This is a genomic window from Streptomyces spinoverrucosus (assembly GCF_015712165.1).
Taxonomy (GTDB): Bacteria; Actinomycetota; Actinomycetes; order Streptomycetales; family Streptomycetaceae; genus Streptomyces; species Streptomyces spinoverrucosus_A.
Window position 1 is genome coordinate 7,024,898 of record NZ_JADPZX010000001.1, and the last position, 20,218, is coordinate 7,045,115.

General features: G+C 71.9%; 22 protein-coding genes. 12 read left to right on the plus strand and 10 right to left on the minus strand.

Features of this window, described 5'->3' with window-relative positions; genetic code table 11:
* Positions 1–83: 83 nt before the first annotated feature.
* The 4 genes from I2W78_RS40845 to I2W78_RS31940 all read right to left on the minus strand — a co-directional run bounded on the left by I2W78_RS40845 (position 84) and on the right by I2W78_RS31940 (position 3,045).
* Positions 84–248, minus strand: coding sequence for a Scr1 family TA system antitoxin-like transcriptional regulator (locus tag I2W78_RS40845; protein WP_307783874.1), 165 nt, complete (start codon positions 246–248; stop codon positions 84–86).
* A 389-nt stretch (positions 249–637) separates the two neighbouring features.
* Entirely contained in the window at positions 638–859 is a 222-nt protein-coding gene (locus I2W78_RS31930) for a hypothetical protein (protein WP_196463711.1), read from the minus strand.
* Between the two features lie 31 nt (positions 860–890).
* Entirely contained in the window at positions 891–2,132 is a 1,242-nt protein-coding gene (locus tag I2W78_RS31935) for an inorganic phosphate transporter (protein ID WP_196463712.1), read from the minus strand.
* A 163-nt stretch (positions 2,133–2,295) separates the two neighbouring features.
* Positions 2,296–3,045 carry a lysozyme gene (locus tag I2W78_RS31940; RefSeq protein ID WP_196463713.1) on the minus strand — a complete coding sequence of 250 codons (750 nt, stop codon included), beginning with the start codon at positions 3,043–3,045 and terminating at the stop codon, positions 2,296–2,298.
* A gap of 197 nt (positions 3,046–3,242) precedes the next feature.
* Here I2W78_RS31940 and I2W78_RS31945 point away from each other — a divergent pair, with 197 nt between their 5' ends.
* From I2W78_RS31945 to I2W78_RS31955, 3 genes are all read left to right on the plus strand, one after another.
* Positions 3,243–3,983, plus strand: coding sequence for a class II aldolase/adducin family protein (locus I2W78_RS31945; protein ID WP_196463714.1), 741 nt, complete (start codon positions 3,243–3,245; stop codon positions 3,981–3,983).
* Positions 3,984–4,408: 425 nt separating this feature from the next.
* Positions 4,409–5,536: an alpha/beta hydrolase family protein gene (locus I2W78_RS31950; RefSeq protein WP_196463715.1), complete on the plus strand. Its 1,128-nt coding sequence runs from the start codon at positions 4,409–4,411 to the stop codon at positions 5,534–5,536.
* Between the two features lie 211 nt (positions 5,537–5,747).
* On the plus strand, positions 5,748–7,178 hold the full coding sequence (locus I2W78_RS31955) for a hypothetical protein (protein WP_196463716.1): 1,431 nt from the start codon (positions 5,748–5,750) through the stop codon (positions 7,176–7,178).
* Between the two features lie 25 nt (positions 7,179–7,203).
* Here the strand turns inward: I2W78_RS31955 and I2W78_RS31960 are convergent, their stop codons facing one another.
* Together I2W78_RS31960 and ypfJ are read right to left on the minus strand one after the other, a co-directional pair.
* Entirely contained in the window at positions 7,204–7,617 is a 414-nt protein-coding gene (locus I2W78_RS31960) for a VOC family protein (RefSeq protein ID WP_196463717.1), read from the minus strand.
* Positions 7,618–7,801: 184 nt separating this feature from the next.
* A complete protein-coding gene (gene ypfJ, locus I2W78_RS31965) occupies positions 7,802–8,692 on the minus strand; it encodes a KPN_02809 family neutral zinc metallopeptidase (RefSeq protein ID WP_196463718.1) in 891 nt (296 codons plus the stop codon).
* A gap of 184 nt (positions 8,693–8,876) precedes the next feature.
* On the opposite strand from ypfJ, the gene I2W78_RS31970 reads away from it, so the two are divergent.
* The 4 genes from I2W78_RS31970 (at position 8,877) to I2W78_RS31985 (ending at position 13,438) form a co-directional block, all read left to right on the plus strand.
* Positions 8,877–9,656, plus strand: a complete 780-nt coding sequence (locus tag I2W78_RS31970; protein WP_307783876.1) for a hypothetical protein — start codon at positions 8,877–8,879, stop codon at positions 9,654–9,656.
* 590 nt (positions 9,657–10,246) lie between these two features.
* Positions 10,247–11,845, plus strand: a complete 1,599-nt coding sequence (locus I2W78_RS31975) for an ABC-F family ATP-binding cassette domain-containing protein (RefSeq protein WP_196463719.1) — start codon at positions 10,247–10,249, stop codon at positions 11,843–11,845.
* Positions 11,846–12,291: 446 nt separating this feature from the next.
* Positions 12,292–12,513: a helix-turn-helix domain-containing protein gene (locus tag I2W78_RS31980; RefSeq protein WP_018567695.1), complete on the plus strand. Its 222-nt coding sequence runs from the start codon at positions 12,292–12,294 to the stop codon at positions 12,511–12,513.
* 133 nt (positions 12,514–12,646) lie between these two features.
* Entirely contained in the window at positions 12,647–13,438 is a 792-nt protein-coding gene (locus I2W78_RS31985) for an enoyl-CoA hydratase/isomerase family protein (protein ID WP_196463720.1), read from the plus strand.
* 5 nt (positions 13,439–13,443) lie between these two features.
* On the opposite strand, the gene I2W78_RS31990 is transcribed toward I2W78_RS31985, so the two are convergent.
* Positions 13,444–14,154, minus strand: a complete 711-nt coding sequence (locus I2W78_RS31990; protein WP_196463721.1) for a nucleopolyhedrovirus P10 family protein — start codon at positions 14,152–14,154, stop codon at positions 13,444–13,446.
* 83 nt (positions 14,155–14,237) lie between these two features.
* Between I2W78_RS31990 and I2W78_RS31995 the strand changes: the two genes are divergently transcribed.
* From I2W78_RS31995 to amaP, 5 genes are all read left to right on the plus strand, one after another.
* The gene (locus tag I2W78_RS31995) at positions 14,238–14,720 is read left to right on the plus strand and encodes an Asp23/Gls24 family envelope stress response protein (RefSeq protein ID WP_196463722.1); all 483 of its coding nucleotides are present in this window, start codon (positions 14,238–14,240) and stop codon (positions 14,718–14,720) included.
* Positions 14,721–14,818: 98 nt separating this feature from the next.
* On the plus strand, positions 14,819–15,001 hold the full coding sequence (locus I2W78_RS32000; RefSeq protein ID WP_189701844.1) for a hypothetical protein: 183 nt from the start codon (positions 14,819–14,821) through the stop codon (positions 14,999–15,001).
* Positions 14,998–15,378 (plus strand): Asp23/Gls24 family envelope stress response protein, encoded by a 381-nt coding sequence (locus tag I2W78_RS32005; RefSeq protein WP_196463723.1) that lies wholly within the window; start codon positions 14,998–15,000, stop codon positions 15,376–15,378. The genes I2W78_RS32000 and I2W78_RS32005 overlap by 4 nt, the downstream gene beginning before the upstream one ends.
* Positions 15,375–16,049, plus strand: a complete 675-nt coding sequence (locus tag I2W78_RS32010; protein WP_196463724.1) for a DUF6286 domain-containing protein — start codon at positions 15,375–15,377, stop codon at positions 16,047–16,049. Before I2W78_RS32005 ends, I2W78_RS32010 begins: the two co-directional genes overlap by 4 nt.
* A gap of 5 nt (positions 16,050–16,054) precedes the next feature.
* Positions 16,055–16,633 (plus strand): alkaline shock response membrane anchor protein AmaP, encoded by a 579-nt coding sequence (gene amaP / locus I2W78_RS32015; RefSeq protein ID WP_196463725.1) that lies wholly within the window; start codon positions 16,055–16,057, stop codon positions 16,631–16,633.
* 42 nt (positions 16,634–16,675) lie between these two features.
* On the opposite strand, the gene I2W78_RS32020 is transcribed toward amaP, so the two are convergent.
* The 3 genes from I2W78_RS32020 to I2W78_RS32030 form a co-directional block, all read right to left on the minus strand.
* Positions 16,676–17,431, minus strand: coding sequence for an SDR family oxidoreductase (locus I2W78_RS32020; protein WP_196463726.1), 756 nt, complete (start codon positions 17,429–17,431; stop codon positions 16,676–16,678).
* Positions 17,432–17,436: 5 nt separating this feature from the next.
* The gene (locus I2W78_RS32025; protein WP_307783879.1) at positions 17,437–19,290 is read right to left on the minus strand and encodes a glycoside hydrolase family 15 protein; all 1,854 of its coding nucleotides are present in this window, start codon (positions 19,288–19,290) and stop codon (positions 17,437–17,439) included.
* A 72-nt stretch (positions 19,291–19,362) separates the two neighbouring features.
* Positions 19,363–20,157 carry an SURF1 family cytochrome oxidase biogenesis protein gene (locus I2W78_RS32030; RefSeq protein WP_196463727.1) on the minus strand — a complete coding sequence of 265 codons (795 nt, stop codon included), beginning with the start codon at positions 20,155–20,157 and terminating at the stop codon, positions 19,363–19,365.
* Positions 20,158–20,218 lie beyond the last annotated feature (61 nt).

Genomic DNA, 20,218 nt, shown 5'->3' on the forward strand with positions numbered 1-20,218 from the left:
GTCCACCCCCGAACTCGCCCGGGCCGTCCCGTCCCGGGGTCAGTTGTTGTCCAGACTCTCCTTGACCGCGTCGATCAGCTCGATCATTCGGTCACCGTGACAAGCGATGCTGCTGATTTCCTCGAAACACTCCTCACGATGAACGTGGCCACGCTGAAGTGTGCCCCTGCGGAGAAGGGCAGCACCTGCAGGTTCACCCGGGGCCGCTGCATCAGCGTCTTGAGGTGGTCCAACTGCTGACGGAACACCGAAGGGCCGCCCCTCGTCGCCGTCGAGGTAGCGCTCCTGACGTGTCGTACGGAGCTCCACGAGTCGGCGCAGGTTCGGCCCCGCGTCACCGGTGGCGATCAGCGCGCCCGAGGTGAACACGGCTTACTCGCGGGCTTTGCGCAGCTCGATGCGGAGCCTGCGCCGATTCAGGCTCGGATCGATGTCTCTGGCCATGGTGCTCCCTGCCACATGTCGTCGTTGACTCGTCAGGCGGCCACTGTCGGACAGCAACTTCCCGGCAAGGTCGCTGCGCTGCTCCGAATGCGGATAAAACCCCCGCAAGCATTACAAAGCGCCTACGGGGGTTGATTCTGAAGTTGTCAGGGCTGAGCAGAGGTGAACAGAGACGGCCGTGAGGCTTCCGGTCTCAGGCCATGATCAGGAAAATTCCGTACGCCACCGCAGCCGCGCACAGCGCAAAGCACACGTACGCACCCGTGGTGGACAGCGCCGCTGAGCCGCCGCGGGTCGACGCCCTCTCCCGCCGGGAGAGGCCGACGATGCCGAGGGTGAACAGGCCCACCAGGGCCACCGTGACTACGAGGCTGACGCCGAAGACGGAGCCCAGGGCCGCCCAGTCGATCTTCATGTTGCTGCTGCTTCCTTCAGTGACCGGGTGCTCAGACCGAGGTCTGAGAGGGCGTCGGCTCCGAGGCCGTCTTCTGTGCGGGGATCGTGACGGCGAGGCCGTCCACCGGCGTACCGGCCGGAGGCGGCGTCACCGCGGCCATCGCCGTCGTCACCACTCCGGCCGGTTCCTCGGTCGTGTCGTTGACGTTCGTGTGGTCCACGACCTCGCGGCGGGAGATCTTCCAGATCGCGGCGCTGGAGCCGACCAGGAAGACGGCGACGAGCGCGGTGCCCCAGGCGCCGAAGCCGGTCACCCACTCGGCGATCGCGCCGACCAGCGCGGCGGCCGGGAGCGTCAGACCCCAGGCGACGAACATCCGGGTCGCCGTCGACCAGCGGACCACCCCGCCCTTGCGGCCCAGGCCCGCGCCCATCACCGCGCCGGAGACCGAGTGCGTGGTGGACAGGGAGAAGCCGAGGTGGGTGGAGGCCAGGATGACGGTCGCGGCGCTGGTCTGCGCGGCGAAGCCCTGCTGCGGCTGCAGGTCGGTCAGGCCCTTGCCCATGGTGCGGATGATGCGCCAGCCGCCGAGGTAGGTGCCGAGCGCGATGGCAACGCCCGCGGAGAGGATGACCCACATGGGCGGGTCGGAGTCGGGGGCGAGGGTGCCGCCGGCGACCAGGGCGAGGGTGATGATGCCCATGGTCTTCTGCGCGTCGTTCGTGCCGTGGGCCAGGGAGACCAGACCCGCCGAGGCGATCTGGCCGGCGCGGTAGCCCTTCGCGGCCGCCTTGCCGTCGGCCTTCCTGCCGAGGGTGTACGTCAGCCGGGTCGCGATCATCGCCGCGATGCCCGCGACCAGCGGGGCGGCGATCGCCGGGATCAGCACCTTGGTGACGAGCACGTCACCGTGGACCGCGCCGACACCGGCCGAGGCGACGGTGGCGCCGATCAGGCCGCCCATCAGGGCGTGCGAGGAGGAGGACGGCAGGCCGACCAGCCAGGTCAGCAGGTTCCACAGGATCGCGCCGACCAGTGCGGCGAAGATGACCTCGGGACGGATGCCGCTCTCGTCGACCAGACCTTTGGAGATCGTGTTCGCGACCTCCACGGACAGGAAGGCGCCGACCAGATTGAGGACGGCGGACATGGCCACCGCGACCTTGGGTCGTAGGGCACCTGTCGAGATGGTGGTGGCCATCGCGTTCGCGGTGTCGTGGAAACCGTTCGTGAAATCGAACGCGAGTGCGGTTACCACCACAATCGCGAGGATCAGCGAGATGCCTTCCATTTACCCAGGCAATCGTTCGAGGTCATTGGCTGGACGAACGTAGGTAACCCAGATGAACGAAAGGTGAACTGAGGGGGGCTTCCGGGTGTCTGTAGGTGGGGGTCGCCATGCCCCAGGGAATCGACGGCCCCCGTGCCGTGCCGCGGAGCCCCGTGCCGTACGGCTAGAAGCCTCTCGCGAACCGCTTCAGCTGGGTCATCGACCCGTTGAAGAGATTCTGGTCACCCGGCAGGCTGCCGCTGTTGTCGTACTGCCAGAAGGTCCACAGCGACCACCCCGCGGGCAGTGTGCCCGCCGTCGCCGAGTCGTACCGCGCGATCCACAGGGCGTGGTCGCCGCCGAAGGCGCGGCTGCCGCCTGTGCAGGTGTTCCACCAGTGGGTGGTGGTGTAGATCACCGGACGGCGGCTGGTGAGTCGCTGCACCTCGTTGCTGAAGGCCTTGATCCAGGCGACCATCGTCGCCTTGCTCAGGCCGTAGCACTTCTTCTTCTTGTCGTACGGGTTGTACTCGATGTCGAGCGCGGGCGGCAGCGTCCAGCCGTCCGGCTGCCAGCCGCCGCCGTTGCGGACGAAGTATGCCGCCTGGGCCTTGCCCGACGACCTGTTCGGCAGGGCGAAGTGGTACGCCCCCCGGACCAGGCCCGCGTTCCGCGCGCCGTTGTACTGCTGGCCGAAATACGGGTTGCGGTACGTGGTGGACTCGGTCGCCTTGACGTAGACGAACCGCGCGCCCTTCGCGCTCGCGCGCTGCCAGTCGACGTTCTTCTGGTGCGACGAGACGTCGTGCCCCTTCGGCTTGCTCGCCGCGACGGCCGGAACCTCGGCCAGTGCGGTCCCCCCTATCGCGAGCGCTGCCACCGAGGCCGCCAGGATGCGGCCGCGGTGGTGGGACGGTTTGCGGTCACGGGCCATGTTTCCCCCCGGAATGGCGACGTGCGTGACAAATCCACCGAGAGCGTAGTGGAAGATCGTTGAAAGCTGATCGATCTCCGGCCAAGCGGGAGCAGAAGGGGTCGAAAGGCGATATGCGCCCTGCCGGAGCTGCCGGTTCCCCCCTACAGTGCGCCCGCGCCGGGACGCGGCCGAGGTCCGCCTGGCAGGATCGCGGCATGGCTGAACAGCGCCGGGAACAGCGGGATGTACGGGATGCGCGGGGCGTCCCGGGGGACGCTCAGGGTGCGCCGGAGTCGCCGGGGAACGGTGTGCCGGACGAGGAGGCCCGGGCCTGGGAGGAGCTCGTGGCCACGGCTCGCCGCACCGTGTCCGACGGACTGGTCGTCGGCACGTCCGGCAATGTCTCCGTACGGGTCGGGGACACCATCCTGGTCACCCCGTCGGGTGTCCCCTACGACCGGCTCACACCGGACGACATGACCGGCGTCGACCTCGACGGCCGGCAGGTGCGCGGCACGCTCGTACCGACCAGCGAACTGCCCATGCATCTCGCCGTCTACCGCTCCACCGACGCCCGCGCCGTCGTCCACACCCACGCCGTGCACGCCACCGCCGTCTCCACGCTCGTCCCGGAGCTCCCGGTGATCCACTACATGGCCGGCGCGCTCGGCGGCCCCGTCCGGGTCGCCCCCTATGCGACGTACGGCACCGACGAGTTGGCCGAGAACATGCTGCGCGCCCTCGCCGACCGCTCCGGCTGCCTCCTCCAGAACCACGGCACCATCACCTACGGCGCGACCCTCGCCCAGGCCTACGACCGCACGGCCCAGCTGGAGTGGATGTGCCACCTGTGGCTGACGGCGTCCGCCGTGCCGGGCCTGTCGCCGTCCCTGCTGTCGCAGGACCAGCTGAAGGAGGCGGGGGAGCGGCTGCGGGGGTACGGGCAGCGGAAGTAGGGCTCGGAGCCGGGCGGGGGGCGGCTCGGCCGTGGGTGCTGAGTCTTCCCGGTGTGGGTGTCGGCCCCGTCCTGGGTGCCGGGTCTTCCTGGCGTGGGTGTCGGCCCGGCCGTGGGTGTCGAGTCTTCCCGGCGTGGGTGTCGGCCCGGCCGTGGGTGCTGAGTCTTCCCGGCGCGGATGTCGACCCGGATCTGGGTGCTGAGTCTTCCCGGCGCGGGCGTCGACCCGGATCTGGGTGCCGAGTCTTCCCGGCGCGGGCGTCGACCCGGCCCTGGGTGCCGAACCCTCCCAGTGCCGGCGCCGTCCCCGCCCTGGTGCCGAACCGTCCCGTACCACCCGGAACAACCCCCCTGTACGCGCCAGGTCGCATCACCCCGTCCGCTCTCCCGCTGGCCGAGGGGCGGGTCGGACAGGACACTGGACCCGTGCGCACTGTCAAAGCGACGGCCGCTGCCGTCACCGTCATGACGGTGGCCGGCGCCGCAGCCGTGGCCGCCGGCCGATTCGCCAGTGACGCCGCGTTGAAGGCGCCGCCCGGCCGGCCCCTGCCCACCGAACCCCGGCTCACCGTGCACGGCACGGCGGCGGGCCGCATCACCCTCACCCGCACCCTCGCCTCCCTGCGCCCCGGCAGCTACGGCCTCGCCGGCAACGGCTCCCACGCGGTCGTCGGCCCCGTCCTGGACTCGGCCCCGCACCCCGCCGACTCCGTCGTACGCCGCCTGGAACGCGTCACCCACGGCACCCTGGAGCCCGGCGACAAGGTCTGGCTCACCCCCACCCTGCACATCGGCGACCCCGGCGCCGCCCTCGGCCTGGACCACACCGATGTCGACATACCCGGCGAACTGGGGCCCCTGCCCGCCTGGTTCGTGCCGGGCGCCCGGGACACCTGGGTCATCACCGTGCACGGCCTGGGCGCCACCAGGGAACACTCCATGAACGTCATGGAGTTCCTGCACGGCCTGCGCTTCCCCGTCCTCGACGTCTCCTACCGCGGCGACCTCGGCGCCCCCCGCTCTCCCGACGGCCTGAACCACCTCGGCGAGACCGAGTGGCGCGACCTGGACGCGGCGATCCGCCACGCCACGGGCCACGGCGCCCAACGCGTCATCCTCTACGGCTGGTCCACCGGCGCCACCATGGCCCTGCGCGCCGCCGCGCACTCCTCGGTACGGGACCGCGTCCGCGGGCTCGTCCTCGACTCGCCGGTCCTCAACTGGGAGGCGACCCTGCGCGCCCTCGCCGCCGCCCGGCACACCCCGGGCCCGCTGCTGCCGCTGGCCGTCCGCGCCGCCCAGGGCCGCACCGGCCTGTACGGCGACCGCATCGACGACGCCGCCCACCCCGAGCGGCTGACGGTCCCGACCCTGATCTTCCACGGCCCCGAGGACGCGGTGGCCCCCTGGGCCTTCTCCCGCCGCCTGGCCGACCACCGCCCCGACCTGGTCGCCCTCCACACCGTCCAGCAGGCTCCGCACAACGCCATGTGGAACGCCGACCCGGCCGGCTACGAGGAAGTCCTGCGCCGCTTCCTGACCCCCCTGATGTGACGGGACCTCCCCGGGCCGCCCCCTTCGTAACACCCTCGCCCTGCTCCCCACGCACACCCCCACCAGCTCCACCCCACGGTTCCGTTTAACGCCGTACCACTGTCCGGATTTCGGCCGGGACCCCCTCACAGGGCCCGGCCATTGGCCACTCCCGTCGCCCCACGTGACATTCCGTTTGGGTTTTCGGACCGTCAACCGGAAGACTGCACCCGTGACGTCCCGTATCCCGCGCGACTCCAGGCTCCGACTCGTCCGCTCGCGACCCCTGGCCGCCGCTCCCCGAGCGATGAACCAGCGGCGCTCGCGCCGCCCCGCCCCCCGCCCCCCGGAGGGCACACCGGCCCCTGCGGAGCTGGCCGGAATGGCGCGCTCCAGGCTGGCCGGCGCGGCCCGCGTCGCCCGCTGGGCCGACGCCGCCCTGCGCCCCGGAAAGGGCAACGCGACCTCCGACGGCAAGGCCACGCTCGCCGACGCGACCGCCGAACGGGCAGCCCACGACCTGGACCTGACGCCGGCCCAGGTCCAGGCCGACTGGGACACCGCCCGCCTCGCCGGGCTCGTCGAGGTGCACGGCGACAGCGCCCGACCCGGCTGGCGGCTGCGCGCCTGGGACCGCGACCACACCGCCGTCCTGCGCGGCTGGGTCGCCCTCTTCGACGCCTGGTCGCTCGCCCACCCGGAACCCGCCGACCACGAGCCCGCCGCCGTCGCCGAGGTCGTCTCGGCGATGCCTCAGGTGCTCTCCTTCCTCCAGCTCTCGGCCGGCCCGGTTCCCGTCGACCAGCTCCTCGACCTCCTCCAACAGCGCGTCAGGGAACTGCGCACCGAACGCTGCGAAGTCCCCTACGGCCCCCAGCGCGAACCCGCCAGCCCCCCGGCCCCCGGCACCGCGTCCCCCGTCGACGCCGAGCCCGAGGACACCGAGCTCGCCCCGCTCCTGGACTGGGCCCTGCACGCCCTCGCCTCCGTCGGCGCCCTCACCTACGGCGCCGGACAGGCCACCCTCACCCCGCTGGGCAGCTGGGCGGTCTGGGTCAAGCTGGAGCAGATCTGCGTCGCCGCGCAGAGCCCCGCCGGGAACATCGAGGCCGCCGCCGAGGACATGCTGCGCGGCTGCGCCCAGCTACGGCCCAACGCCGCCCGCGCCGAGTACCGCGCCTGGCTCGCGGCCCGACCCGTCGGCAGCGCCGTCACCGAACTCCTCGACGCCGCCCGTGGCGAGGACGCCCTGCTGCGCGGCCTGGCCTTCGAGGCGCTGCGCGTCGTCGGCGCCCCCGCCGAGCCCGACGTACGCGCCGTGCTCGACGAGCCGACCCTGCGGCCGTACGCCCTGCTGTGGCTCGCGGAGCACGACGGTGCCGACCCCGAGGACGCCCACGAGGTGCTCACCCGGGAGGAGGCCACCTGGCTGTGGGTCGACACGGCTGCCGCCGTCGCCGACCACGGCGAGGCCCCTCTCCTCGTGCGGCACCTGGAGTCGGCCGTGCAGCCGACCGTGCCCGCACTGCTCGACGAGGTGCGTGCCGTCGGCCACCCGCGCACCGTGCAGGTCCTGGTCGCGCTGGCCGCGGCGCACCCCGACCCCGCCCTGGCCAAGGCCGTGCGCCGCGCCGCCTTCCAGGTGCACACCGGGGGCAGCTGAGGCCGTTCGGTCGCCGGTCCGTGGGTCAGTCGGCTATCCGGGGCGCGTACGTACCGAAGCTCCAGACATTGCCCTCGGCGTCCCGGGCCATGTAGTCCCGCGAGCCGTAGTCCTGGTCCGTCGGGGGCATCAGGATCTCCACGCCGTGGTCCACGGCCTGCTGGTGGTGTGCGTCTACGTCGTCCACGACGACGTACACCCCGACGGGCCCCGCGTCCTTCATCACCGTGTCGTAGAGCCCGCCGCGGCCCTTCGAGCCGATCATCACCGCGCCGTTGCCCTGCACCAGCTCGGCGTGCGTCACCGTGCCGCCCTCGCCCTCGTACACGGCCAGTTCCGTGAAGCCCAGGGCCTCTGTGAGCTGCTTGATCGCCGCCTTCGCGTCCGCGTACATCAACGTCGGGTAGATGCTCGGACCGCGACCGCTCGTGCCTGCCATACCGATCACTCCTTTGTGCGTCGGGGCCGGAAAATCAGTCGGATGTGGTTGGTGGATTCAGTGGATTATTCAGTGGATTCATGGGGTGGACAGCGGATCACGGGTGGATCCGTCTGCCGGACCCGCCCGGTGCATTCATCCTTGCACCCGCCACTGACAACGCCACCTGACCTGCGAAAAAGCCTCAACTGAAGGTGTCGCAGCGGGCCATGTCCCCGGTCCGGTATCCCTGCCGGAACCACGCCTGCCGCTGCGCCGCCGACCCGTGCGTCCACGTCTCGGGCGTCACCCGGCCCTGGAACCGCTCCTGGATCCGGTCGTCGCCCACGGCCGCCGCCGCGTCCAGGCCGTCGCTGATGTCGGCCGCGGTGAGGCTGGTGATCAACGGCCGCCCGGTCGACTCGTCCGGCGTCGTCGTCGCGTGGTGCGCCCACACCCCGGCGTAGCAGTCGGCCTGCAGTTCCACTCGCACCGACTGGCTGTCCGCGCCGGTTCCCCCGTCCTGCGACCGGCTGAGGGTGCCCATCAGGTCCTGCACGTGATGCCCGTACTCGTGCGCCACCACGTACGCCTGCGCGAACGGGCCCCCGCTGGAGCCGAACTGCGTCCGCAGTACCTCGAAGAACCCCAGGTCCAGATAGACCTTCCGGTCACCGGGGCAGTAGAACGGTCCGACCGCCGAGGTCGCCGCGCCGCACGCCGTGCCGACCCGCTGACTGAAGAAGACGGTGGGGGAGCGCGAGTAGGTGCCGCCGCGCCGCTCGAGCTCCGCGTCCCAGAAGTCCTGCACGCTGTTGACCACCGCCACCATCCGGCAGTCGTCCCTCGTGTTCGCGTCCTCCCCGGTACGGCAGCTCTGCTGCATCTGTGCGAGCGACGACGCCGTCGGCGCGGGCTCGTCGTTGCCGTCGGACAAGCCGAGCTGGTCCGGCCCGACGCCGAAGAAGAGTCCGAGGAGCAGCGCCAGCAGGCCGGCGAGGCCGCCGCCGACGGTCGCCCTGCCGCCGGGGATGCGGCGGCCGCGCACGTCCTGCACCTCGGACGTGTCCAGCCTGGCGTCGTCGTCGAACTGCATGGAGGCACCACCCTCTGCCGCACCGTCCCCTGTCGCCATCCTCACCGGGCCCCGGCCCCTCGGCGCCGGACAAGCGTCCGAACGGGCGACGCGCCCACCGCGGGCCCGCCACCTCCCGACGGCACCCCCCACCCCTGGCTACGCTCTGCGCCTATCCGCGAGCACGGTTGTCGAAGGGAGCCCGGTGGTCGTACTGCCGGCCGAGGCGATGCCGACCGATCCCCTCTCCCCGGACACGGAACCCGCCGTCGCCCCGACCCCGCCCCGCGCACCAAGCCGCCTCCTGACAGCGCTGGCCGCCCTCCTTCTCACGACCCCTCTCCTTGCCGCCGCCCACCAGGCCCGCCCGGCCCCCTATGGAGACCGCCTCACCGTGCACGCGCCCGTGCAGCACCCCACCCCGCAGCTCCGCATCCACCGGGCGGCCGTGGAGGCGTACGACCACGCCACCGGAGGACTCCGCTGGCGCTACACCCGCGAAGGCCGCCGCCCCCTGACCGTGCTCCCCGCGCGCGGGGAGGCGATCACGCTCTGGGACGACGGGCTCGTCACCGACACCGACGGCAGCTCCGTCCGCTGGCACCGCGGCCTACCGGCGGCCGCCGACTGGCTCCCGGCGCACGGCGGCACGGGCGTACTGCGCCACCTGGGCCGCGGCATCCTCGCCGTCGTCACGCCGCGCCGCATCGCCGCGTACCGCACCGCCGACGGCGACCTGCGCTGGGTGCTGCCGGCTCGCAAGGGGTGCGCGTTCCGGCCCGAACGCGCGCTGCACCGGGGCCGAGCCCTGCTCGTCGCCCAGCCCTGCGTCCGCGCTGCCTGGACGGGCCAGCTGGTCGCCGTCGACGACCTCGGCCGCATCACGCCACACCGCACCCCCCTCGGCAACGACACCCCGACCCGACACCCAGAGCCCCGCGACCGCACCACCGGCCCCCGCGCACGCCCCGAAGGCCCGCCCTAACGATCGCAGGCCCGACACTCGCGGTGGCTCGCCCCAGTAGTCGCAGGCCCGACACTCGCGGTGGCTCGCCGCAGCGGTCACAAGCCCGACACTCGCGGTGGCTCGCCCCAGCAGTCGCAGGCCTGGCGCTCGCGGTGGCTCGCCCTAGTGGTCACAAGCCCGGTGCTCGTGCCCGAAGACCCGCGCACCCGCACCCAGCCCCGCACCCACGCTCCCAAGCCGTACACCCGCACCCCAGCCCCGCACCCGCGCGCGGACCGCACATCCACGCTTCCAAGCCGCACACCCGCACCCCAGCCCCGCACCCGCGCGCGGACCGCGCGCCCGCGCTCCCAAGCCGTACACCCGCACCCCAGCCCCACACCCACACCCGCGCCCGACCACCGGCCTCCACACCCCGCCCACCTGCGCCCGCGACCCACCCCCCACCGACCCGCGACCCCCCACCCCACCCTCCCGAACACACGATCCCGCAAAAACTGCTTGCACCGCCCCGTTAGACTGGCCCCATGGCCATTCTCCTCGCGCATTAGACGGCGGGAACGTCCTCAGCCGCCTGTCCCGCCACCAACCCGCCCTGGAGTCTGTCCGTGATCTCCGCCTCCGGTATCGAGCTGCGCGCCGGTGCCCGCGTCCTCATCGAGTCCGCCACTTTCCGTGTCGCCAAGGGCGACCGCATTGGCCTGGTCGGCCGTAACGGCGCCGGCAAGACCACCCTCACCAAGGTCCTGGCCGGCGAGGGCATCCCCGCCGCAGGCGCCGTCACCCGCTCCGGCGAAGTCGGCTACCTCCCGCAGGACCCCCGCACCGGCGACCTCGACATACTCGCCCGCGACCGCGTCCTCTCCGCGCGCGGCCTGGACGTACTGATCCGCAAGATGCGCGAGAACGAGCAGCGCATCGCCACCGGCAAGGGCACCACCCGCGAGAAGGCGCTGAAGCAGTACGAGCGGCAGGAGACCGAGTTCCTGACCAAGGGCGGGTACGCCGCCGAGGCCGAGGCCGCCACCATCGCCGCCGCGCTCAACCTGCCCGACCGGGTGCTCGGCCAGCCCCTGCACACGCTCTCCGGCGGCCAGCGCCGCCGTATCGAGCTGGCCCGGATCCTGTTCTCGGACGCGGACACCCTGCTCCTCGACGAGCCGACCAACCACCTCGACGCGGACTCGATCGTCTGGCTACGGGACTACCTCAAGACCTACCGCGGCGGCTTCATCGTCATCTCGCACGACGTCGACCTGGTCGAGACGGTCGTGAACAAGGTGTTCTACCTGGACGCCAACCGCGCCCAGATCGACGTCTACAACATGGGCTGGAAGCTCTACCAGCAGCAGCGCGAGGCCGACGAGAAGCGCCGCAAGCGGGAGCGCGCCAACGCCGAGAAGAAGGCCGCCGCGCTCAACGCCCAGGCCGACAAGATGCGCGCCAAGGCCACCAAGACGGTCGCCGCGCAGAACATGGCCCGCCGTGCGGAGAAGCTGCTGTCCGGGCTCGAAGAGGTCCGTCAGTCCGACAAGGTCGCCAAGCTGCGCTTCCCCGAGCCCGCGCCCTGCGGCCGTACACCGCTGACCGCCGAAGGGCTGTCGAAGTCGTACGGCTCGCTGGAGATCTTCACCGACGTCGACCTGGCCATCGACAAGGGCTCCCGCGTGGTCATCCTCGGCCTCAACGGCGCCGGCAAGACCACGCTGCTGCGCCTCCTCGCCGGCGTCGAGAAGCCCGACACCGGCCAGGTCATCCCCGGCCACGGCCTGAAGCTGGGCTACTACGCGCAGGAGCACGAGACCCTCGACCCCGACCGCACGGTCCTGGAGAACATGCGCTCCGCCGCGCCCGACATGGACCTGGTCGAGGTCCGCAAGGTGCTCGGTTCGTTCCTGTTCTCCGGCGACGACGTCGACAAGCCGGCCGGTGTCCTCTCCGGCGGCGAGAAGACCCGGCTCGCCCTCGCCACCCTGGTGGTGTCGTCGGCGAACGTGCTGCTGCTCGACGAGCCGACCAACAACCTCGACCCGGCCAGCCGCGAGGAGATCCTCGGCGCGCTGCGCACCTACAAGGGCGCCGTCGTCCTGGTCACCCACGACGAGGGCGCGGTCGAGGCGCTCCAGCCCGAGCGGATCATCCTGCTGCCGGACGGCGTCGAGGACCTGTGGGGCGCGGACTACGCGGATCTGGTCGCCCTCGCCTGATCACTCGCACACCTGACCGCCGCCTGATCACTCGCACACCTGACCGCCGCCTGATCACTCGCACACCTGACTGCCGATTGATCGCTTGATCAATCGGTCAGCTCGGCTTGATCGAATGGTTGATCCACTGCGTATGGATCATTCGGCCTAGCCGTGATCCATCATCTGTGTGAGATCTCCTCGTACCCGGGTGTGTCCTACACCGATTTCCCGGCGAATCCCTTTGTCGACAAGGGCTCGGCCGTGTCGCCTGCCTGACCTGGCTCTTCACGGAACAACCCGTTCGGCCGTATGCACACCACTCGCTGGAACCACGGATTCCACTTGTGGGGATGTGCTCCGGTCGTCACAACCCTGTCGCACGGACCTTGCCGAATGGGTGGCCATGAAGCCCCGGAGGGGTGATCATGAGGGGACCAGAGCGCACTTCCCATGAGGAGGCACGGGTGGCCGAGACTCTGAAGAAGGGCAGCCGGGTGACCGGCGCCGCGCGCGACAAGCTCGCGGCAGACCTGAAGAAGAAGTACGACGCCGGTGCGAGCATCCGGGCGTTGGCCGAGGAGACCGGCCGCTCGTATGGCTTCGTGCACCGCATGCTCAGCGAGTCGGGCGTCACGCTCCGTGGGCGTGGCGGGGCGACGCGGGGCAAGAAGGCCGCTTCGGCCTGACCCCCGGGCGCGCCCCTCGACTTCGATGGTGGCCACCCGGTCGGTCCGGTGATCGACTGGGTGGTTACTGTGCAGTCACTTATGAGTGCCTCGGTACGGCACTCACGATGACCGCACCCATCGGAGGCGCCCCATGGCTTCGCTCGACCCGGTACTCGACAAGGACGGCGTACGGCTCACCGTCGACGACGCGATCGCCACGGTGACGCTGACCAACCCGGCCAAGCGCAACGCGCAGAGCCCCGCTCTGTGGCGGGCGTTGGCCGAGGCCGGTCGGCTGCTGCCGGGCACCGTCCGGGTGGTCGTGCTGCGCGCCGAGGGCAAGTCCTTCTCGGCGGGCCTCGACCGGCAGGCCTTCACTCCCGAGGGCTTCGACGGCGAACCGTCCTTCATCGACCTCGCGCGTGGCAGCGACGAGGAGTTGGACGCGACCATCGCCGAGTACCAGGACGGGTTCACCTGGTGGCGGCGCAGTGACATCGTCTCCATCGCCGCCGTGCAGGGGCACGCCATTGGTGCGGGTTTCCAGCTCGCGCTCGCCTGTGACCTGCGCGTCGTCGCCGACGACGTGCAGTTCGCCATGCGCGAGACCAGCCTGGGCCTGGTCCCGGACCTGACCGGCACCCATCCGCTGGTCGGGCTCGTCGGCTATGCCCGCGCGCTCGAGATCTGCGCCACGGGACGCCTCGTGCACGCGGACGAGGCCGTGCACACCGGGCTGGCGAATGTCGCCGTACCGGCGGCCGAGCTCGACGGCGCCGTCCGCGACCTGGCGGCGGCGCTGCTTACCGCGCCGCGCGACGCGGTCATCGAGACCAAGGCGTTGCTGCGCGGCGCGGGGGAGCGGACGTACGAGGAACAGCGCGTGGCCGAACGCGCGGCTCAGGCACGGAGGTTGCGGGACCTCGCGGGCCTGGGCGAGTGACGCCGTCAACTCACCGCGGTGATCAGTACGGCCACTGACGGTTGATCCTTCAGTGCCGTTCCCACCGTCGCGCGGACGTGCCGGGCCACCTCAACGGCCCGGTGGTCCGCGCCGACGGCGAGCTCCACCCGGACATGCCGGCGCGGCAGCATGGCCTGACCCGGGCTCTCCTCGATGTGCACCGCCCGGCCGAGCGTTTCCGTCAGATGCGTCACGCCCGGGACCGCGAGGGCCGCGGCGGCCACGAGCTTCGCGTCCTCGCCCGTGGACTGCCGCGCCTCCGGCGGCTCCGGCGCTCGTACGACCTCGGGTTCCGTCTCCTCGTCCAGCAGGGCCGTCACCCGGAGGTCGATCTCCGCCACCGTCAGCCCGAGCCGTGCCGCCGCGGCCACCGACAGGGCTGTCCGCAGCCGGGCGGCGGTCGTCGTCAGCGGCTCGGTCGCCGTGGCCGCGAAGTCGGCGGTCAGACGAAGGGGGCCGGGAGGCAGGGCGGTCGGTGGGGGCGGTACGGCGGGGGCCTGGGCGCCCTCCGGGTCGGCGAGGCCGATACGGAGTGCGCCCAGGCGAACCCCCGGCATCGCGTTCCCCGCGCGCCGCAGGACCGGGTCGGCCGCTGCCTCGGCGATCCACGCGCCGTCGCGCGGGCCGCCCAGCGGGAGCAGTCTGCCGAGGCCCAATTGCTGTCGTACTGCCTGCGTCCATCGGTCCGCCGTCATTGCTCCAGCCTGCCGCATTCCGGGCGCGGGTCCGTGCAGCCTCACTTACCGTGGTCGCAGGACGACGGAAGGACGCACGGGCGATGACCGAGATGGACCGGAACCGGACGCAGACCTCCGAAGGCGAGACCGAGCCGCCGGTGCAGACCCGCAAGCCCGTCAGGCGGGGCGGCGGGGACCCCGGAACCCGGGGCAGGACCACCATCGCCGACGGGGTCGTGGAGAAGATCGCCGGACTCGCCGCCCGTGACGTCGTGGGCGTCCACGCGATGGGCAGCGGACTGAGCCGCACCTTCGGGGCCGTACGGGACCGGGTGCCCGGCGGGGCGAAGTCCGTGACGCGGGGCGTGAAGGCCGAGGTCGGCGAGGTGCAGACCGCGCTCGACCTGGAGATCGTCGTCGACTACGGCGTGTCGATCGCGGACGTCGCGCGGGCCGTGCGGGAGAACGTGATCGCGGCCGTGGAGCGGATGACCGGCCTGGAGGTCGTCGAGGTCAACATCGCGGTGAGCGACGTCAAGCTTCCGGAGGAGGAAGAAGAGGAGCAGGAGCCCCGGATCCAGTGACGTACCGTCACCCGAAGACCGTAATGCATCAGAATGGCATCGAATGCACCCCAATGGTCCCGAAATGACCCGCACGGCTACGAGCTGAGGAGCGCACGATGAGCAGGGCCGTGGTCGGCATGATCGCCGGAATGGCGCTGGGCTTCGCCGGGTACTTCGGCGGGTTCGGCGCGTTCGTGCTGGTGGCGGCGCTGGGCGCCGTCGGGTTCGTCGTCGGCCGGTTCCTGGAAGGGGATCTGGAAGTCGGCGACTTCTTCCGCACCCGCGACCGGCGGCGGTGACGTCAGTGAGCAGTGGGGCCGACGAAACCCGCACAGCGGGGGCCGTCATCCCGGCGGGTGAGCGCGGGCAGACCACGATCGCCGACCGGGTGGTCGCGAAGATCGCCGCGCAGGCCGCCCGGGAGGCGCTCGGCAGGCTCCCGCAGGACGCGGCGCGCCCGCACGCCACCGTCGTCGTCCACCATGACGCCGCCCGGGTCCGTGTCCATCTCGAACTCGACTACCCCAGCGACATCGGCTCCCGGTGCGGCCAGGTGCGTCGCCGTGTCGTCGAGCGGGTAGGCGCGTTGGTGGGAATGGAGGTTCCGGAGGTCGCCGTCCAGGTGGAGCGACTGCATCTGGTGGCGGCCCACGCGGCACAGGGGAGGACGCTATGAGCGAGCCCCAGGGCTCCGAGGGCACCACACAGAGACTGCCGGTGATCGAGAAGGCCGAACCGGAGCTGGGCCAGTCCGCGTCGGCGGCCGCCTTCGAGCCCCGGCCCGCACTCGACGGCGAGGACGGCAAGACGCACCGCTTCTGGTCGGCCCGCCGCGTCCCCGCGGCCGTCGTCGCCACACTGCTCCTGGTCGTCGCCGGCGCCTTCCTCTACGACATCGCAGCCGTACGCGCCAACCAGTCGGCCATGTTCTGGCGCCGCGAACTGGCCCGGCAACTCGCCGAACGCCCCCTCGACGACACCTGGGTCCTGGTCGGCGCGGGCGTCGCCGCCGCACTCGGCCTCTGGCTGATCCTGCTCGCCGCCACGCCCGGCCTGCGCGACGTCCTGCCGATGCGGCGCACGCACTCCGACGTACGCGCCGGACTGCACCGGGGCGCTGCCGCGACGGTCCTGCGCGACCGGGCCATGGAGGTGTCCGGGGTGCAGTCGGTACGGGTGCGGATGCGCCGCCGGCGGGCCGATGTGCGGGCGGTGTCGCACTTCCGTGGACTGGACGACGTACGCGCCGACCTGGACGACGTGCTCGCCGACGCGATCCGGGCCCTGGGCTTGTCCCGGCGCCCCGCGCTGTCGGTACACGTCCGGCGGCCCGGCCGGAAGGGGTGAGTACGGTGCTCAGAACCGTCAACCGGGTACTGCTCGGCGTCGCGGGCCTCGTGCTGGTCGTGCTCGGCGGTGCGGTGCTGGCCGTCGGGCTGGGGGTCGAGGCGCCGTCCTGGTGGATCCACGACAGCCGGAGCGACGTACTGCTCAGCGACGCCGAGCGGACCCGGTGGCGGGACGCCGGCTGGTGGTGGCCGGCCGTCCTCGCCGCCCTCGCGGTTCTCGTCCTGCTCGCCCTGTGGTGGCTGGTCGCGGTACTGCGCCGGCGCCGGCTGGCCGAGGTGCTGGTCGACACCGGCGACGGCGAGGGCGCGTTGCTGCGGGGCCGCGCCCTGGAGGGCGTACTCGCCACCGAGGCGAGCGCTCTCGACGGCGTCGCCCGCGCCCACGTCCATCTCACGGGCCGCCGCAGCGCTCCCGCGGCCCGCGCGCGGCTCCTGCTGGAACCCCACGTGGATCCGGGGGAGGCGCTGGACCACCTGACGAACCAGGCACTCGCCCACGCGCGCAACTCGGCGGGGCTGGCGTCGCTGCCGGCCGAGGTGCGGCTGAAGGGCGTCAGGCACCGTGCGGAAAGGGTCAGTTGACGCCCCCAGAACCCGTCCCGGCGCCGGAAAGGGTCAAGCTCCTCAGAACCCGTGCCGGGCCCCACCGTCCACCGGCACCATGACCCCGGTCAGGTAGGACGCGGCCGGAGACAGCAGGAAGGCCGCCGTACGCCCGAACTCCTGGGGTGTCCCGTACCGCCGCAGCGGAATCCGCGACTCGGCGGCCGCGCGCGTGGCCTCCGGATCCGCCGACAGGGCGTCCAGCTCCCGCACCCGGTCCGTGTCGATCCGCCCCGGCAGCACGCCCACCACACGGATGCCCCGCGGGCCCAGTTCGTCCGAGAGCGACTTGGCGAACCCGGCCAGGCCTGGCCGCAACCCGTTCGAAATCGTCAGCCCGGGAATCGGCTCGTACACCGACCCCGACAGCACGAACCCGATGACACCCCCGGTCTCCAGCTCCGCGGCCGCCGCACGAGCCAGTCGCACCGCCCCCAGGAACACCGACTCGAACGCGGCCTGCCACTGCTCGTCGGTGTTGTCGGCGACGAACCCCGCGGGCGGACCGCCGACGCTCACCAGAATCCCGTCGAACCCGCCGAACCGTTCCCGCGCCGCCCCGATCAGCCGCGCCGCCGCCTCCGGGTCGGCGTTGTCCATGGCCAGCCCGTGCGCGTTCGGCCCCAGCTCCGCGGCCGCGTCGGCGACCCGCTTCTCGTCCCGTCCCGTGACGACGACTTTCGCACCGTCGGCCACCAACTCGCGCGCGGAGGCGTTGCCCAGTCCACGCGTGGCCCCGGTGACGACGTACACCCGATCCTTCAGCCCAAGATCCATGGGCCCTATCCTGCCCTCTCGTCCCCGAACAGGGCGAGGGCGGTGTTCACCAGGCCGATGTGGCTGAACGCCTGCGGGAAGTTGCCGAGCTGGCGGCCGGTCACGGGGTCGTACTCCTCGGACAGCAGCCCCACGTCGTTCGTCAGCCGCACCAGCCGTTCGAACAGCTCGCGGGCCTCCTTCGTACGACCCGTCATGTGCAGCGCGTCCGCGAGCCAGAACGAGCACACCAGGAACGTGCCCTCACCGCCGGGCAGCCCGTCGACGAGCGTGTGATCCGTGCTGTAGCGGCGCAGGTAGCCCCGGTGCCCGAGCTCCGCGCGGACCGCCTCGACGGTGCCCAGCACGCGCGGGTCGTCGGGCGGCAGAAAGCCCACGCGCGGGATGAGCAGGAGGGCGGCGTCGAGTTCGCGGGAGCCGTAGTACTGCGTGAACGTGTTCCGCTCGGGGTCGTAGCCACGCTCGCACACCTCGCGGTGCACCTCCTCGCGCATCTCCCGCCAGGCGTCCAGATCGCCCTCCAGCTCCGGATGCCGTTCCATGGTGCGCACCGCGCGGTCGGCGGCCACCCACACCATCACCTTGGAGTGCACGAACTGACGGCGGCCGCCGCGCACCTCCCACAGTCCTTCGTCCGGCTGCCGCCATGCCGACCGCAGGAACTCCATCAGGGCGCACTGCAGTCGCCACATGTGCGGCTTGACGGTCATCCCCGAAGTCCGCGCCAACGACAGCGAGTCCATCACCTGGCCGTACACGTCCAGCTGCCGCTGCCGTACGGCGTCATTGCCGATCCGGACCGGAGCAGAACCGGCGAATCCGGTCAGCCAGGACACCACGGACTCGGGCAGCCGCCGCTCGCCGGCCAGCCCGTACATGATCTGCATGTCCGCCGGAGCGCCCGCGACCGCGCGCACCAGCCAGTCACGCCAGGCCTCCGCCTCCTCGTGGTAGCCGGCCGCCAGCAGCGCGCCCAGGGTGAGGGTGGAGTCGCGCAGCCAGCAGTAGCGGTAGTCCCAGTTGCGCACGCCGCCGAGCTCCTCCGGCAGGGAGGTGGTGGGGGCGGCCACGATGCCGCCGGTCGGGGCGTAGGTGAGGGCCTTCAGGGTGATCAGCGAGCGGACCACGCTGTCCCTGTGGGGGCCGTCGTAACGGCAGCGGGCCGACCAGGCCTGCCAGTCCGCCACGCTGTGGCGCAGGGACTCGTACGGGTCGACGAGGGGTGGGCGCGGCTCGTGTGAGGGGTGCCAGGTGAGCACGAACGCGACCTTCTCGCCCTCGCCGAGCGTGAACTCCGAGTGCGTGCCGAAGTTCTCGCCCCAGGTGCGCACGGGCGGCTCACTGCGCAGCCAGGCCGAGTCCGGGCCCGCGACGGCCACCCGGTGACCGTCGGACCTGCGCATCCACGGCACGATCGAGCCGTAGTCGAAGCGCAGGCGGAGGGTGCTGCGGACGGTCACGCGGCCACTGAGGCCCTCCACGATGCGTACGAGGTCGGGTGCACGGTCGCGCTGCGGCATCAGGTCGGTGACCCGGACCGAACCCTGGAGGGTGTCCCACTCGGTGTCCAGCACCAGCGTGCCGGAACGGTAGGCACGCCGCGTGCAGGTGTGTGGGGTGAGGGTGCCACCGTCGGTGTCCGCGGCGTCCTCCTTGGGGGCGATCCGCCAGTGGCCGTTCTCCTCGCCGCCGAGCAACTTGGCGAAGCAGGCGGCCGAGTCGAAGCGGGGCAGGCACAGCCAGTCGACGGAGCCGTCCCTGCCGACGAGTGCGGCGGTCTGTTCGTCGCCGATGAGGGCGTAGTCCTCGATACGGCTCCGGGCGATGTCCTCGGCGGAGATCCTGGTGGGCGGGTGCACGGGGTGCGGGTTCCCGGGGGACCGGCAGGGCAATCCGGGGAGGACCGGGCGGGTGACCGTGGGCGACGTCGGCTACACCGGTGCCGGTGCGGTCTCCTCCTGCCGCTCCTCGGCCGCCGCCTGCGCCCGGTCCCGGGCCTCGCGGCGGGCCAGGATCACCCAGCCGACGGGGACGCCCGCGGCGAACAGCCACCATTGGATGGCGTACGCCATGTGGTTGCCGATGCTGTCGTGGTCCGGGGCGGGGATCAGCTCGGGCGTGTCGCCCGTCGGCTCGGGCGCGGTCAGTTCGATGTACCCGCCGAGGACCTGCTCACCGAGGCGCTTGGCCTCCTGATCGCTGTTGATCAGCATGATCTGGCGGTCCGGCAGGCCCTGGACGTTCTTGATGCCGCTCTCGGCGGTCGTCTGGTCGGGCATCAGCCGCCCGGTGACGGTGGTCTCACCCTGCGGGGGCGCCGGGATCTTGGGGAACGCCGTCTGGCTGAGCCCGTCGGAGGGCACCCAGCCCCGGTTGACCAGCAGAACCTTGCCGTCGTCGAGGACGAAGGGGGTCAGCACGTGGTAGCCGACCTCGTCGTCCGCGTTGGTTCGGCGGCGTACGACGACCTCGTCCGCGGTGTCGAAGCGTCCCTGCGCGGTCACGCGCCGGTACAGGTCGGCGTCCTTGACCTCGGCCCCGGGCGCGGTCAGCGACTCGACCGGGACCGGCTCGGCGGCCAGCGACTCGGCGATCACGTTGTTCAGCGCGACCCTGCGCTCGTGCCGGTGCAGCTGCCAGAAGCCCAGCTCGATCATCGTCGGGATGAGCGCGAGGACGACAAGGGTGAGGATCACCCACTGCCGGGACAACAGGAAGCGGTACACCCCACGACCGTACATCTCGGGCCGTGGGGTGCGGTGGGTGGGGGTGCGGGACGTGCGGGAC